Raw genomic sequence first — 14900 nt, forward strand, 5'->3', positions numbered from 1 at the left:
CCGGTCTCCTGCGGAGACTCCCCCGCGGTATTTGGATCAAGATGAAGGCAGGGGCGGGGGGGGGGGCGACGCTCGGTGGCCTTTGTCGGATATTTGGGCATGACTTGGGCTTGTCTCGCTGTGCCCCTTTCCCTCGCAGGCGCAGCATGCCACCTTTCAGGCGGATCACAGCGGGAGCCACGGACATGAGCGATCTCGAAACACGCATTGCGCAGGGCAAGGGCGACGCGCCCGCCGATGTCGTCCTGCGGGGCGGGCGGATTTTTGATCTGGTCACCGGGGCTTTGCTGGAGGGGGACGTTGCGATCTGCGACGGTGTGATCGTCGGGATCATGGCCGATTACGAGGGCCGTGAGGTGATCGACGTTTCGGGGCTGGTGCTGGTGCCGGGCTTCATCGACACGCATCTGCACATCGAATCCTCGCTGGTGACGCCCTTCGAGTTCGACCGCTGTGTCGGGCCGCGGGGCGTGACCACCGCCATCTGTGATCCGCACGAAATCGCCAACGTGATCGGCATCGACGGGGTGCGCTATTTCCAAGAGGCCAGCCAGCATACGCTGATGGACATCAAGGTGCAGCTGTCCTCCTGCGTGCCCTCGACTCATATGGAAACCGCCGGGGCCGAACTGAACGCGCCGGAGATTGCCGCGCTGATGGGGCATCCTTCGGGGCTGGGGCTGGCGGAGTTCATGAACTATCCCGGCGTGATCTTTCGCGATCCCGGCTGCCTGGAGAAGCTGGCTCTGTTCGAGGACGGCCATATCGACGGGCATTGTCCGTTGCTGTCGGGCAAGGATCTGAACGCCTATGTCTCGGCCGGGATACGGACCGAGCACGAGGCCACCAGCGCCGAGGAAGCGTTGGAGAAGCTGCGCAAGGGGATGCGGGTGCTGATCCGCGAGGGGTCGGTGTCGAAGGACCTGCATGCGCTGCAACCGCTGCTGGATGTGGCCACCAGTCCCTACATGTGCCTGTGCACCGACGACCGCAATCCACTGGATATCGGTGAGTTCGGCCATCTCGATTACATGATCCGCGAGCTGATCCGGCTGGGCACGCCGCCGCTGGCCGCCTATCGCGCGGCGACGCTCTCGGCGGCGGAGGCATTCGGGCTGAAGGATCGCGGGATGATCGCGCCGGGCAAGCGCGCGGATATCGTGGCGCTGGGGTCGCTCGAGGCCTGCGATGCGCAGCTGGTCATGGCGGGCGGCGTGGTGGTGTCGGATGCCGCCTATGCCGCGCGGCAGGTGATCGCGCCGGTGGGGCGGCAGTCAGTGAAGGCGCCGACCGTCGCGGCCAGCGATTTCCGGGCGCGGGGCAACAAGGTCGAGACCGATGTGATCGGCATCCGCGAGGGGCAGATCCTGACCGACCACCTGCACGAGGACATTGAAATCGTCGACGGCGACAAGGCCCCGGAGGTGGCGCGTGATCTTGTGCGTATCGCGGTGGTGGAACGTCACGGCAAGAACGGCAACATCGCCACGGGATTCGTGCGCGGGTTCGGGTTGCAGGCGGGGGCGATTGCCTCGACCGTCTGTCACGATCACCACAACATCGCCTGTGTCGGTGTCAGTTACGACGACATGGCCGTGGCGGCGAACCGGCTGGGCGAGATCGAGGGCGGTTTTGTCGTGGTCAGGGACGGCGAAGTGCTGGCAGAGCTGGCCTTGCCGGTGGCCGGGCTGATGTCGCTGGAGCCATTCGAAGCAGTGCGCGACGCTCTGGAGGACCTGCGGGCGGCGGCGACGTCGCTGGGCGTGACGCTGCACGAGCCTTTCCTGCAACTGGCGTTCCTGGCCTTGCCCGTGATCCCGGCGTTGAAGATCACCGACCGGGGGATGGTCGACGTCGTGAAGTTCGAGATCATCGCGTGAGGGAGGGCTTGGGCAGGATGGGGGCTCTGCCCCCGCCAGCCTCTGCCCTGTGGCAGACCCGCCCCGAGGTCTTCAGGAAACCAAGGAAGGGCGGGCGCGCGCGCCTGATCTGGGTGGGTGCGCGTCGGTCAGGCAGCCGGTGAACAGCGTGTCGAGAAAGAAGCGGAGCATGGCGGACCTCAGGGGCAGCGGGAGTACGTCAGGGCGAGGGGCGCGGCATCGGGGGCGGTTTCGCGCCGGGTGAGGCTGGCGTCCGACAAGGACAGCGTGACGAGACGGGTCCAGCTTTCGCCCTCGCCGGTAAAGATGAAACTGCCCTGCACCCGGTCTTCGCTGCGCTGCGACAGGCGGTCCAGCACGGCGCGGCTTTCGTAAAACCCCAGGCTGTGCGGGCCGACGATCATCAGCCCCTTGGCGTCGGAGCGGCCCGGTTCGCAGTCGGCGGGCACCAAGGCCCAGCGGCCTTGCAGCGCGGTCGGGATTTCCGACACCGTTTCGGGTGGCAGGCAGGCCGTGGTGAGGGTGAGGGCCGCAAGGGCCAGTGCAGGGCGTATCATGCACGGAAAACGCCCGTGCGCGGCGGGCGGTTCCCTGAAGATACGGCGAATTCTGTCGCGCTCAGAGGCGGTTGAGCAAGGCGGCGGTGGGCCATGCGTCGGCGGGCAGGCCGAGTTCCTTTTGAACATCGCGCACCGCGTTGCGGGTGCCCGAGCCGAGGATGCCGTCGATCTCGCCCACGTCAAAGCCGCGCGCGGCGAGTTTCGACTGGAGCGCCTTCATCTGCTCGCCCGACAGGCCCTCTTGTGGGGACCGCGCGTCATAGGCGGGCGCGCCCATCAGGCGGGTGCCAAAGTAGGCGGCGGTCAGCACGTAGGTGTAGCTCTGGTTCCACTCGAAGTAGACGCGGAAATTCGGGTAGGCGAGGAAGGCGGGGCCGTCCTTGCCCTGTGGCAGCAGCACCGACGCCTCGAGCCGCCCGTCATCCAGCGCCCCGTTGCGCCCGCGCATGCCCAACTGCTCCCACTCGGCCACGGTCTTGGTGGTTTGCAGGCCGGTTTCGTACCAGTCGAGGTCGGCGGGCAGGGTGATCTCCTGCAACCACGGTTCGTTCGGACGCCAGCCGAGGTGGGACAGCATCTTGGCCCCGGACATCAGCGCGTCGGCGGGCGAGGTTTTCAACATGACATGCCCGTCACCATCGCCATCGACGCCGTTTTCGAGGATGTCCTTGGGCAGCATCTGCACCATGCCGATTTCACCCGCCCAGGCGCCGGTGGTGGTGCGTGGGTCGAAATCGCCATGCTCGAACAGCGTCAGGGCGCTGAACACCTGCGGGCGGAACAGCTCTGGTCGGCGGCAGTCGTGTGACAGGGTGACCAGCGCGTTGGCGGTGTTGAAATCGCCCTGGAAGGCGCCGTAATCGGTCTCGAACGCCCAGAAGGCCAGCAGGACACCCGGCGCAATGCCGTATTCCTCGCGGATGCGGTCGAAGATGCCCGCGTATTGCGCGCCCAGCTGGCGCCCCTTGTCGAGACGGTTCTGCGAGATCAGCTTGCGCGAGAAGGTGATGAACGGGTCCTGAAAGATGCCCTGACGGCGGTCGGCCTTCAGCACGGCGTCGCTCTGGCTGACCCCGGCAAAGAAGCGGTCCACCGTCGCCGGGTCATGGCCCATGCCGATGGCTTCGTCCTTGAGGCCCTGCACGAAGGCGGCAAACGACCCGCCGCAGGGGGTGTTCTGGGCCTGCGACGTGGTGGCCAGCAGCGCAGCCAGCGCCGCGGTGCCAAGAATGGACGAAATGCGCATGAAACCTCCCGGATGCGTGTTTTCGCGGCAGACTAACAGAGGCCACCGATCGGGCAACCCAACGAAATCGTGTGTAACTCACGCGACATCAACCGTCTGTTTCCCTGCCAACCCATGATTCATTAACGATTTCTTCACAAGTGTGAAGCCATCCTGAACCTGCGTCAGGAGAATCTTCGGGCGGGTTTGGGCGTCGGTTTCCGGAGGGTCGGTTGAGAGTTCTCATCGTCGAAAGCAATGAAGCACTGGCGATGCTGTGGGCGAACCATCTCGAGCGCAGCGGGGCAGCGGTGCAGGTGGCCCTGACCGAGGAGGCGGCCATCGCCGCGGTCGAGAGCGACACGCTCGACCTCATCATCATGGACGTGATGCTGGATCAGCGCAGCGCACTGGCCGTGTCGGACCTGGCGCAATTCCGGCAGCCGAGGGCACGGGTGATCTTTGTCAGCTCGTCGAGCTTCTTCTCGGATGGGTCGATCTTCAACCTGTACCCGAACGCCTGCGCCTACCTGCCCAGCGGCACGTCGCCGGACGATCTGTGTGCCGTGGCGGCGCATTACGCCGCCGCCTGATGTTTCCGGACGGGAGTCGGGGCACAGCCCCGACCTACGCAGCCTTCAACCGCTCGCGCCCATGTGGCGCGGACAGGTCCAGACGCGGCCCGACGGGCACGATGCGATGCGGGTTTACGGTGTCATGGCTGTAATGGTAGTGCCGCGAGATATGGTCCATGAAGACCGTCTGCGCCACGCCTTGCCACTGGTACAGCTCGCGCGTGTAACCCCAGAGGTTCGGGTAATCGACGATCCGCGCCCGGTTGCACTTGAAGTGCCCGTGATAGACCGTGTCGAAGCGGATCAGCGTGGTGAACAGCCGCCAGTCGGCCTCGGTCACGCGGTCGCCCATCAGGTAGCGGTTGCGCGACAGGCGGTCCTCGATCCAGTCGAGACTGTCGAACAGCGGATGCACCGCTGCGTCATAGGCCCGCTGCGTGGTGGCGAACCCGGCCTTGTAAACCCCGTTGTTCACCGTGTCATAGATGCGGTCGTTCACCGGCTCGATCTCGGCCCGCAGGTCCTCGGGCCAGAAATCCGCCGTGTTGCCGGTGATCCCGTCGAAGGCGCTGTTGAACATGCGGATGATCTCGGCGCTTTCGTTCGAGACGATGGTATTGCGTTGCTTGTCCCAAAGCACCGGCACCGTCACCTTGCCGGAGGCCTGCGGGTCGGCCTCGGTGTAGATCTCGCGCATGAACCGCTTGCCGAACAGCCGGTCGCCGGTCGCCCCGGCAAAGCCGGTCTCGAAGGTCCAGCCGTCCTCGAGCATGTCGGGATGGACCACATCGACGGTGATGAGCTTGTCCAGCCCTTTCAGCGCACGGAAGATCAGCGTGCGATGTGCCCAGGGGCAGGCATAAGAGACGTAAAGGTGATAACGCCCCGCCTCGGCCTTGAACCCGCCCTCGCCCGACGGCCCGGCACTGCCATCGGCGGTGATCCAGTTGCGGTAGGCCGTGGTGGTGCGCTGGAATTCTCCGCCGGTCGAAGACGTGTCGTACCAGCCTGAGTGCCATTCGCCGTTTTTCAGTTCGCCCATGCTCTCCTCCTGTCGCTTGGTCAGGAAGGTAGAGCCGTGCATGGATCAAGGAAAGCAGGGCAGCCGCAGAACGGTGGTGCGGGGATGCACAGGTCCGGAGGTCTGATCGGCAGGGCCTGTTGGCGCATGCCGACTGGGAGCGTTGTTCGATCAACCCTAAATTACGTTGACCGTTCAGCGCATTAACTTAGGTTGACAATACGTTAACCCCTCGCGGAATCGTGAGCGGTCTCAAGAAAGGATATTTTTCAATGACTTCGGCATTTCGAACCTTGGCGATCACCGCCCTGATGATGGGTGTTCCGTCACTTGCCTTGGCACATGACGTCCCAAAGCGGCCTGCACCAGCCGTCTCGACAGCTACCCCGGAACATGGTGGCGGCTGTCGCAAGAGTTCGCCTCCGGGACAGTGCTGTCACGCCGGTTCGAAACCGCTGCACTGCCATTGATTGCCAATGATCTGCGGCCCCTGACCGGGCCGCCGATCACCGCCGCGTACCGAAGTGCCACAGGGAGATAAGAAGGATCGCCCCCAGCACCGCGCCCACGAGGCCCGCGGCGGCCCCGGTCAGCACCAGCAGGAATCGCAACACCAGCGTGCCGATCAGCGCGCCTCCGATGCCGATGCCGATGGTCGGCAGTAGCCCCGCCTCGATGCCCATGAGGCGCGTGGCGATGAACCCCGCCGCCGCGCCGATGATGATGAGAAACACGACCGACATGGCTTACCTCTCGCGTCTGTCCCGCCGGTCGCGCCGCACCGAGGGGCGGTAGCGCGTCGGCGCGACCAGCAGCGCCCCGACCGAGGCGAGGATCGCGTTCAGCCCCGGGCTGCGAAAGCCCACGTGGAACATGATCTGGATGAAATAGAACAGGAAGGCGCCGCCGATGCAGATGATGATCGAGGGCAGGATGCCGTTGCGGGTAAATCCCGTCCGTTCGGAAGCGTAACCGATGATGCCCGCGATGACGACGGTGCCGATCAGGACTGGGAACATGGGCGGGCCTCCTTATAGATGAATATGGCGGCGCGGGACGGCGCTGCCAAGAGGCTCAGCCCAGCTGCGTGCCTTTCGGCACCGGCTGACCGCGCAGAAAGACCGCTGCGTCCTGCGCCGACTTCCCCGCCCGCTGCGCCGTCAGGATGCGCAGGGCACCCTGACCACAGGCCACCATCAGGGTATCGTCCAGCATCTGACCGGGCGTGCCTTCTCCGGGGGCAGGGGCGGCGGCCAGCAGTTTCACCCGCTCGCCGTTCAGCATTGTCCATGCGCCGGGAAAGGGCGACAGCCCGTTGATCTGGCGGACCAGTTCGACGGCCGGGCGGGTCCAGTCGATGGCGGCCTCGGCCTTGTCGATCTTGGCGGCATAGGTGACGCCGTCCTCGGGTTGCGGAACGGGGGTGAGAGTCGGCAGGCGATCCAACGCCTCGACGATGGAGGCCGCGCCGATCTGGCTGAGCCGGTCGTGCAACTGACCGGTGGTCTCGGTCGGCGCGATGGGCGTGGCGTGACGCAGCAGAACCGGACCTGTGTCCAGCCCTGCCTCCATCTGCATGATGCATACGCCGGTCATGTCATCCCCCGCCATGATTGCGCGATGGATCGGTGCGGCCCCGCGCCAACGCGGCAACAGCGAGGCATGGATGTTCAGACAGCCCTGCGCGGGCGCATCCAGAACCGCCTGCGGCAGGATCAACCCGTAGGCCACGACCACGGCGACATCCGCGCCCAAGGCGGCAAAGGCCTCCTGCTCCTCAGCGCCCTTCAACGACACGGGATGGCGCACCTCCAGCCCCATCTCCAGGGCGCGGGCGTGGACCGGGGTCGGGCGCTCTTTCTTGCCCCGCCCGGCCGGACGTGGCGGCTGGCAGTAAACGGCGAGGATCTCCTGGCCCGCGTCCTTCAGCGCGTCCAGTACAGGGACGGAAAACTCGGGTGTGCCCATGAAGATCAGCCGCATCACTCGCTCCTTTTCTGGGGAAGCGGGGGAGCCCCCCACGCGCTTTACACATACCCCGCCTGAGTGGCGCAAGTCGCGCCCGGGGGCAAGGCTGCATGGGGGCGCTGTCCCGGCCTGCGGCCTCCCCCGGAGATATTTGGACCAAGAAGAAGCACGGCGCGCGGCCTCCCCTTCATCTTGATCCAAATACCCTCGGGGGTGTGGGGGCAGCGCCCCCACCTGTCGCGCATGGCGCGACAAACCAAGCCGGGGCGTGGGGGCTGCGCGCCCCACCAGTCATGAAAAGCATGACAAACAATCGTTGAGGATGGGACCGGAGCCTGAACCGCGCGACCCATCGGCACGTCGGTGGTGAAGCACATCCGCTACAAAGCCGCCGCGATCCGGGCGATTCCCTCGGCAATCCGATCCGAGGGAATCGAACTGTACCCGAGACGGTAGAACTGCCGGGGCACCTCGGGTCCGGCAAAGAACGGCGAACCCGGCTCGATCAGCACGCTCTGGCTGCGCAGGGCAAAGGCCAATGCCTGCGTATCCACCGCGTCCGGCGCGCGCATCCACAGGCTCGACCCGCCATGCGCGCCCTTGCCCGCCACCTCCAGCCCATGCCGGGCGACGGCCGCCTCCATCACCGCCCGCCGCGCTGCCAGCGCCCGCCCGATCCGCCGCACCAGGGCGTCGTAGTGACCCAGCGACAGGAACTGCGCGGCGGTGCGCTGGATGTGGCCCGGCGGGTGCCGCAGCACCGAAGCCCTGAGCGCCCGCGCCTCGCGGATAAACGGCGGTGACCCGACAAGATAGCCAAGCCGCAACCCCGGAAAAAGCGACTTTGAAAAACTGCCGACGTAGATCACCCGCCCGTCTTCATCGAGGCTTTTCAATGCCGGGGCAGGGGCGTCGAGGTAGGCCATCTCGAACTCGTAGTCATCCTCCACGACCACCGCCCCCAGCGCGGCGGCGCGCGCCAGCAGCGCCTCGCGCCGCGCCAAAGGCAGCGTCGCCGAGGTCGGGCACTGGTGGCTTGGCGTGGTAAAGATGACCCGCGTCTCGTCGGGCACCGCCTCGGGGCGCAAACCATGGTCATCCACCGCCACCGGCGCAACCCGGCTGCCTGCCTGTGCCAGGAGTTGCCGCAGCGCCGGGTAGCAGGGGTCTTCGACGGCCACCGCCCGCTTCACGGTCAGCAGTTGCACGGCCAGCCACAGGGCGTTCTGTGCGCCCATGGTGATGAGGATCTCGTCGGGACGGGCAAGAATCCCGCGCCGGGGCAGGGTGTGATGCGCGATGAAGCGCACCAGTTCCGGGTCATCCGCGTCGAATTGATCCTGGGTCAGGGCGTTGAAATTCTTCGTCCCCAAGGCCTGCATGGCGCACAGCCGCCAGTTGGCATGGTCGAACAGCGACGGATCGGTCTGGCCGTAGATGAACGGGAAGCGGTAAGACGCCCAGTCCGGCGGACGCCCCATGTCGAAGGCCGGGCCTCCGGCGTAACGCCGCGCCAGAACGGAGTCCCAATCCACCGTTTCCACCCGGGGGGCGGGTGCCTCGAAGCGGGGCGACGCCGGCGCATTCTCCGAGACATAATAGCCCGACCGCCCGCGCGAGGTCAGGTAGTCGTTGGCCAGAAGCTCGGTATAGGCCAGCGTCACGGTGATCCGGCTGACGCCGAGGTGACGGGCCAAAGCGCGGGTCGAGGGCAGCTTCTCCCCGCGCCGGAAACGGCCAGAGAGGATGCCCTGGGCCACCATCTGCTGGATGCGTGCCTGCAACGTGCCCTGCGCCCGCGGCGCCAGGTGGAATGTTTCGACCGGGATTGCCATGGCAAGACGTTAGACTGGCCTTAAGACACCCGCAATCTGGACCGACGCTGACGCCAAGGCTTTTCGGCGAAAAGCCTTGGCCTGCCAGAGCCTTCGTCGAAGGCTCTGGCGATCACCCGCAGTCGCGATTAACCGTAGTCGCGCTCGCCGAAAATCGCGGAGCCGACGCGCACATGGGTTGCGCCAAAGGCAATGGCCTGCTCGAAGTCGCCACTCATTCCCATGGACAAGGCGTCCAACCCGTTGCGCTCCGCGATCTTGCGCAGCAGCGCGAAATGCAGGGCAGGGGTCTCCTCGACCGGTGGAATGCACATCAGCCCCTTCACCGGCAGGTCCAGCCCGCGACAGTCCGCGATGAACCCGTCCGCCTCGCGGGGCAGAACCCCGGCCTTCTGCGCCTCTTCGCCGGTGTTCACCTGCACGAACAGGTCGGGACACTGGCCCAACTCCTGCGCCAGCCGCGCGAGGGTCTGTGCCAGCTTGGGCCGGTCGACGGAATGGATCGAGTCGAAGAACTCCATCGCCACCCGCGCCTTGTTGGTCTGCAGCGGCCCGATCAGGTGCAGGGACACACCCTCGTAGTCCTCCATCAGGGAAGGCCAGCGCTCCTGCGCCTCCTGCACGCGGTTCTCGCCAAAGACCCGCTGCCCTTCGTCCAGCACGGCCACCACGCGCGCGCGCGGCTGCACCTTGCTGACGGCGATCAGCTGTACCTCGTCGCGCGCGCGGCCCGCATCGGCGCAGGCCTTGGCCACGCGGGCCTCGATGTCCGTCAATCCGGAGGTCATTCCCATGGCTCGTCTCCCCAGGCCGCGATGAACGGGGCCAGCTCTGTTTCATACTTGCGCCAGGCCTCGCGCCGTCCGCCGTGAATCGGCTGGCGCACCTGCGCGAGGCTCAGTGTCTTGACCTGCCCGACGGTCTCGTGGAACGACAGGCAGGCGTCTTCCCACGCCAGCCCGGCCGCTGCGATCAGGGCGCGGGCCTGCGGTTCGGGGTCGCTGACGAGGTCTTCGTAGCGGACCTCGTGGATCTGGCCGGGCAGGCGGGTCTTCCAGAACGCGACCTGTGTACGGAACGCCTTGATCTGCTCGGCGATGCCCACCAGCGAGGTGGCGTAAGAGCGCGATCCTTCGGCAAAGTTGTTCTTGTAGATCGACAGGGCGATGTCGCGTGGATCACGATGCACGACGATCAGGCTGGCGTCCGGCATGGCGCGACGGATCAGTCCGAGGATCATCTGGCTGTTCATCGCCTTGTCCGTCACCACGCCCTCGGTGACGCCGGTGTCGCGCCGCACCAGCAGTTCGGTGCGCTCCACCCAGCGGGTCAGATCAGCCGCGCTCAGGGAATCGAGGCGCGGAAAGGCATCGAAGGGGCCGAGCACCGCAGCCGCCTGCCGGAAGGTGTGGCCCAGCTCACCGCCCGCCGTGACCTGCGAATGCGCGGCGATGATCTGTTCGACCAGTGTCGTCCCCGAGCGCGGCATGCCGCAGACGAATACCTGCCTGAGCGAGCGCGGCGCCAGCAGGGGCGTCAGGTCCGCGCCGTCCTGCGCGGCCAGCACCGCCTGCCACGTGTCAGAGGCCTGTCCGGGCGTGTAGTTCTCCAGCCGCCCCTGCGCGGCATTCGCGGCATTCAGGTAGTCAAAGACCTTGCCGGTGTCGCAGTTGTCCTCGTGGACCTTGGCCAGCGCGAATCCCAGCTGGACGCGGCCGTGGTCGTTCAGGCGGGGATGTTTCCACAGACGTTTCATCGCCGTGACCAGCGGATCGTTCATCGGCAGCTTTGCCGAGACGGTCAGCATCCGGTAGGCGTCCACCAGGTCGGGGTTCTGGCGCACCAGCTTGCGCAGCAGCGTTTCGGCTTCGGCAAAGCGACCGACCTGCTGCAGGTAATGCGCCTTGGCGAATTTCGGTTTCGGGTCCCGCGCAGAGGCGGCGATCTGGCGGTCGTGCAGGGCCAGCACGGTTTCGCTGTCACCCGCGCGGGCGAGAATGGGCAGGGCCGCCTGTATCAGCATGGCGTCGTCGGGCCGCCTGGCCAGAGCCGCCGTCAGCGCCGCCGCGGCACCGGGCGTATCGCCCAGCCGGTCGAGGGCGCGGGACAGCTGGTACTGGATCTCGGGCGCGCCGCCCGTGTGCAGCAACAGCGTTTTCAGCAGGGGCACCGCCTGCGCCGGAGCGCCGTCGCGGATCATCTGTTGTGCCTGCGCGAACTGCGTCTTGATCTGCTGCGGTGTCATGTCCTGCCCCTTCTGGATCAGGGCCGTTCAATCAAAAACCCGCACAAAAGAAAAGAGCGGACGCTGGCGCCCGCTCTTCCCTAAACCGTCAGGTTGGTGTCCTTAGAAGGACATTGCCAGACCCAGCGAGAAGTTGTCGTAGTCGGTCTTCACGCCGCCGAGCTTGCGCTCGCCGTCTGCGTAACCAGCCTGAACCTTCAGACCGCCGCCGAGGTCATAGTTGACCGCCAGTGCGTAACCTTCGGAGGTGTTGCCGTTCACGCCACGGAAGTCGTCGTACTTGCCGTAGTTCAGGCCGATTGCCAGTGCGTTCATGGTGTAGCCGATGCCAACGCCCATGTGCTTCTGGTTCACGAGGCCAGCGGCTTCGTAGTCGGTTTCCGAGTAGTTCAGAGCGAACGCGATACCGGATGCCAGGGTTGCGTCAACCGAAGCGCCGATGATGTTGCCGTAGTCGTTCTGCTCCTGGTAACCGATGCCAACACCCAGCTTGGTGCCGCCGAGGTCGCCCTTGTACTTGAAGCCAACACCCCAGATGGTGTCGTCGTCAGCGTTGGTCGGTGCGTTGGGATCGTCGTCGATCTCAGCGGACAGAGCAGCCGCGAACGAGCCGAAGGTGTAGGTGAAGCGAGCAACCTGGCCATCTTCACGACCGTCGAAGCCGGAGTTGCCGTTGTAGCCCCAGTGCGAGGTCTCGGTGTCGTCGATGGTGCCGGCTGCCAGTGCAACTTCCTGCATTGCCCAGTCCAGAGCGCCGTCGGTGTCGCCCATGTCCAGACGTGCGTTGCCGTAAGCAACGAACCAGGTTGCGCCGTTGTCGTCGGTGCCCGGAACGTTTGCTTCGTCCAGCTGGACGGTTGCACCGAAGGTCAGGCCGTTGTCGGCTTCACCGGTCATGGTGAAGGTCACTTCGACGTCAGTCCAGAACTGGGTCACGCCGTCGGTGTTTGCTGCGGTTGCGTAGCGGTTGCCGCCAACGATACCGATTTCTGCTGCGCCGGAGATCGCGATTTCTGCGGATGCGGCGCCTGCGAATGCGACCAGAGCGGTGGACGCGAACAGGATCTTTTTCATTGTTTCCCTCATGTGTTCAAAGGCACGTACCAAGTCGGTCGCCCGACTGTGATGACGTTTCTATGCTCCCGAGGGCCCCGTCATTGCAACCCGCTCAAAAGATGGGACTGTCCAAACCGGATCAGTGATGCGCAATTGCCACAAGGACCGGTCAGGACAGGGGTTTTTCAGGTTTTCTTGGCAAGAAGCTGCCGATCTTTAACAAAGTCCGGAGTGCGTCGCGTGGGATACACAGATGGGTTGCCGCATGGCGCAGGCCACAGTAATGAAGACCAACAGGCAGTTTACGGTGGGAGAATTCCATATGAACAAGCGCTACGCACCGTCGCGCAGGACGCTCGGGCTCGGCTTGCTTGCTGGGATGATGCTGCTGTCGGCCTGCGGCTGGGGCGGCAACCGCGTGCAGCGGGCACCGGTGCAGACTCCGTCCACCCAGGAAATCCACGCCGAGATCCGCGAACGCGAGGGCGCGCGCAACCGTTCCAGCAGCACGATCATGGACCTGTTCCGCCCGCGCGGCGACCAAGGCCAGATCGGCGCGGTGAACAAGTACATCTGGAATGCCTCTCTCGAAGTGCTGAATTTCCTGCCGGTGGAAACAGTGGACCCGTTCAGCGGTGTCATCACCACGGGCTACGGCACGCCGCCGGGTGGCGGTCAGGCGTACCGCGCGACGATTCTGGTAAACGACCCGGCGCTGGACGCGCGCTCGCTGAACCTTGCGCTGATGACACGCGGCGGCCCGGCCTCGGCCTCGACCGTGCGCGCGATCGAGGATGCGATCCTCACTCGCGCCCGCCAGCTGCGCGCACAGGATTCGCGGCTCTGAGGACTGAGCGCCCTGTGACGTGATTGACGAAGGCCCGCTGATCGCGGGCCTTTTTCTGTTTCGCAGGTGCTTTGCGGCGGATGGGTTGTGTTGGGGGGCTGCGCGGGTTGCCTGCATGACCGACAGCCTTTCCGGTTGGCCCGCCGGGGGTGGCGGCGGAACAAGGGGCTGACAACAGTCGCCGGACAAAGCGCCCATCGCGCCAGTCGGCGGGGTCGTAGGCGCAGGCGCTCGGTGCGGAAGATGGCCCGCACCGGCTGTCAGGCCCGGACGGGACGCGGGTCGAGAGTGCCGAGTCGTGCCACCCAGTCCAGATGTTGCGGCAGGCAGGTCCCCGCGAGGTCGTAGTTGTCGCGCACGAAGGTGCGGGCATTGCCGCCAAGGTGGGCGCGAAGGTCGGCGTCGTCCAGCAGCTCGCAGAGGCGCTCGGTCAGGGCGTCCTTGTCGAAGAAGTCGATCATCAGGCCGTTCTCGCCCTCGGTCATGACTTCCTTCACCGGCGCGGTGTCACTGGCGAGGATGGCGCAACCGGCGCTCATCGCCTCGAGCAGGGACCACGACAGCACGAAGGGATAGGTCAGGTACACATGGGCGCGGCTGACCTGCATCATGGCGAGGAAGCGTTCGTAAGGTACGCGACCAAGGAAATGCACGCGGTTCCAGTGGGGCGTGGGGATACGGCCACGGACCTCGTCGATGTAGATCTGTTTCCACGTCTGCCCCTTGGGGGGCTTGGCTCCGTAGGAGGTCTCGTCCCCGCCGAGGATCACCACATGGGCGTTGGGCCGCCTTTTGAGAATCTCGGGCAGGGCGCGCATGAAGATGTGGTAACCGCGATAGGGTTCGAGGTTGCGGTTGATGAAGGTCACGACCTCGTCGTCGCGGGTGAGGGTGAGGTCGCCGATTTGCAGCGACGCGCCCTCGTTCGGGCGCACCAGTTCCGTGTCGATGCCGTCATGGGCGACGGTGATGCGGTCCTGCCAGTGGTCGGGGAAGGTGGAGGCCTGGAACCGCGTGGGCGAGATGCCGGCGTCCATGACCTCTTCGTGCAGGCGGTTGTTCAGGTTCTTGAGACGGATTCGCAGGACGTCGGCCTCGGGGTTGTTGGAGGGGAATTCCGGGTCGAAGTTCAGGAAGGGGAATTCCGTGAGGTGGTAGAGTTCGCAGTAGAGGCCAAGCCGTGCCTCCGGCCAGATGTCCTTGAGGAACATCGACTCGCCCCAGCCGTGGTGGGCGCAGATCACATCGGGGGTGAAGCCCTGTTGTTTGAGGCCCTTGGCGCCGCGGTAACACGAGGTGGCGCGCACCAGTTTTGTTTCGAAGTCAGCGAGCCAGGGGTGGACGCCCGGGGTGCTCTGGCCGTGGATCTTGTAGGGGACGACCTGCACGCCCTGCCAGACCTGCGGTTCCTTGACCTTGCAGGTCAGCGCCACGACCTGATGGCCCTGTTTCACCAGCGCGGGGGCAAGGTGCTTGTACTGGCCGGGAAAGTTCTGGTGGATCAGCAGGATCTTCATGCGCGCGCCCCTCATTACCCTGTCGCGCCTCTGGGGGCGCGTTCGCGGAAGAGTCTAAGATGTGTGGGTGGGAAAGGGAATCCTTGTTTGGGGAGGGGTTTCGCTTTGGCTGCGCCAAAGCGACCGGGGGGGGGGGGGGGGGGGGGCGCGCCGGGGGGGGGGGGGGGGCCG

Annotated in this window: 14 protein-coding genes; 3 read left to right on the forward strand and 11 right to left on the reverse strand. The window is 65.6% G+C overall.

Annotation, left to right across the window (positions count from 1 at the left end):
- The first annotated feature begins 185 nt into the window (after positions 1–185).
- Entirely contained in the window at positions 186–1880 is a 1695-nt protein-coding gene (ade, locus tag ACP16H_RS04840) for an adenine deaminase (protein ID WP_425071133.1), read from the forward strand.
- A gap of 179 nt (positions 1881–2059) precedes the next feature.
- Here ade and ACP16H_RS04845 read toward each other — a convergent pair whose 3' ends face one another.
- Both ACP16H_RS04845 and ACP16H_RS04850 read right to left on the reverse strand, forming a co-directional pair.
- On the reverse strand, positions 2060–2437 hold the full coding sequence (locus ACP16H_RS04845) for a hypothetical protein (protein WP_425071134.1): 378 nt from the start codon (positions 2435–2437) through the stop codon (positions 2060–2062).
- A gap of 61 nt (positions 2438–2498) precedes the next feature.
- Positions 2499–3686: a lytic murein transglycosylase gene (locus ACP16H_RS04850; protein ID WP_425071135.1), complete on the reverse strand. Its 1188-nt coding sequence runs from the start codon at positions 3684–3686 to the stop codon at positions 2499–2501.
- A 212-nt stretch (positions 3687–3898) separates the two neighbouring features.
- Between ACP16H_RS04850 and ACP16H_RS04855 the strand changes: the two genes are divergently transcribed.
- Positions 3899–4258, forward strand: coding sequence for a response regulator (locus ACP16H_RS04855; RefSeq protein ID WP_425071136.1), 360 nt, complete (start codon positions 3899–3901; stop codon positions 4256–4258).
- Positions 4259–4292: 34 nt separating this feature from the next.
- On the opposite strand, the gene ACP16H_RS04860 is transcribed toward ACP16H_RS04855, so the two are convergent.
- From ACP16H_RS04860 to ACP16H_RS04895, 8 genes are all read right to left on the reverse strand, one after another.
- A complete protein-coding gene (locus tag ACP16H_RS04860) occupies positions 4293–5282 on the reverse strand; it encodes a glutathione S-transferase family protein (RefSeq protein WP_425071137.1) in 990 nt (329 codons plus the stop codon).
- A gap of 485 nt (positions 5283–5767) precedes the next feature.
- Positions 5768–6004: a GlsB/YeaQ/YmgE family stress response membrane protein gene (locus ACP16H_RS04865; protein ID WP_425071138.1), complete on the reverse strand. Its 237-nt coding sequence runs from the start codon at positions 6002–6004 to the stop codon at positions 5768–5770.
- A 3-nt stretch (positions 6005–6007) separates the two neighbouring features.
- Positions 6008–6280: a hypothetical protein gene (locus ACP16H_RS04870; RefSeq protein ID WP_425071139.1), complete on the reverse strand. Its 273-nt coding sequence runs from the start codon at positions 6278–6280 to the stop codon at positions 6008–6010.
- Between the two features lie 55 nt (positions 6281–6335).
- Positions 6336–7244, reverse strand: a complete 909-nt coding sequence (fmt, locus tag ACP16H_RS04875) for a methionyl-tRNA formyltransferase (protein WP_425071140.1) — start codon at positions 7242–7244, stop codon at positions 6336–6338.
- A 365-nt stretch (positions 7245–7609) separates the two neighbouring features.
- Positions 7610–9064, reverse strand: a complete 1455-nt coding sequence (locus ACP16H_RS04880; protein WP_425071141.1) for a PLP-dependent aminotransferase family protein — start codon at positions 9062–9064, stop codon at positions 7610–7612.
- A 128-nt stretch (positions 9065–9192) separates the two neighbouring features.
- Positions 9193–9858 carry a YggS family pyridoxal phosphate-dependent enzyme gene (locus ACP16H_RS04885; RefSeq protein WP_425071142.1) on the reverse strand — a complete coding sequence of 222 codons (666 nt, stop codon included), beginning with the start codon at positions 9856–9858 and terminating at the stop codon, positions 9193–9195.
- On the reverse strand, positions 9849–11309 hold the full coding sequence (locus ACP16H_RS04890) for a tetratricopeptide repeat-containing sulfotransferase family protein (protein ID WP_425071143.1): 1461 nt from the start codon (positions 11307–11309) through the stop codon (positions 9849–9851). Before ACP16H_RS04890 ends, ACP16H_RS04885 begins: the two co-directional genes overlap by 10 nt.
- A 102-nt stretch (positions 11310–11411) precedes the next feature.
- Positions 11412–12383, reverse strand: a complete 972-nt coding sequence (locus ACP16H_RS04895; protein WP_425071144.1) for a porin — start codon at positions 12381–12383, stop codon at positions 11412–11414.
- A gap of 304 nt (positions 12384–12687) precedes the next feature.
- Between ACP16H_RS04895 and ACP16H_RS04900 the strand changes: the two genes are divergently transcribed.
- The gene (locus ACP16H_RS04900; RefSeq protein WP_425071145.1) at positions 12688–13212 is read left to right on the forward strand and encodes a DUF3576 domain-containing protein; all 525 of its coding nucleotides are present in this window, start codon (positions 12688–12690) and stop codon (positions 13210–13212) included.
- A 260-nt stretch (positions 13213–13472) separates the two neighbouring features.
- On the opposite strand, the gene ACP16H_RS04905 is transcribed toward ACP16H_RS04900, so the two are convergent.
- Complete coding sequence (locus tag ACP16H_RS04905; protein ID WP_425071146.1) at positions 13473–14729, reverse strand: glycosyltransferase; 1257 nt, start codon at positions 14727–14729, stop codon at positions 13473–13475.
- Positions 14730–14900: the final 171 nt, after the last annotated feature.

Origin of the sequence: Sagittula sp. S175 (genome assembly GCF_049800975.1) — a bacterium.
Classification (GTDB): domain Bacteria; phylum Pseudomonadota; class Alphaproteobacteria; order Rhodobacterales; family Rhodobacteraceae; genus Sagittula.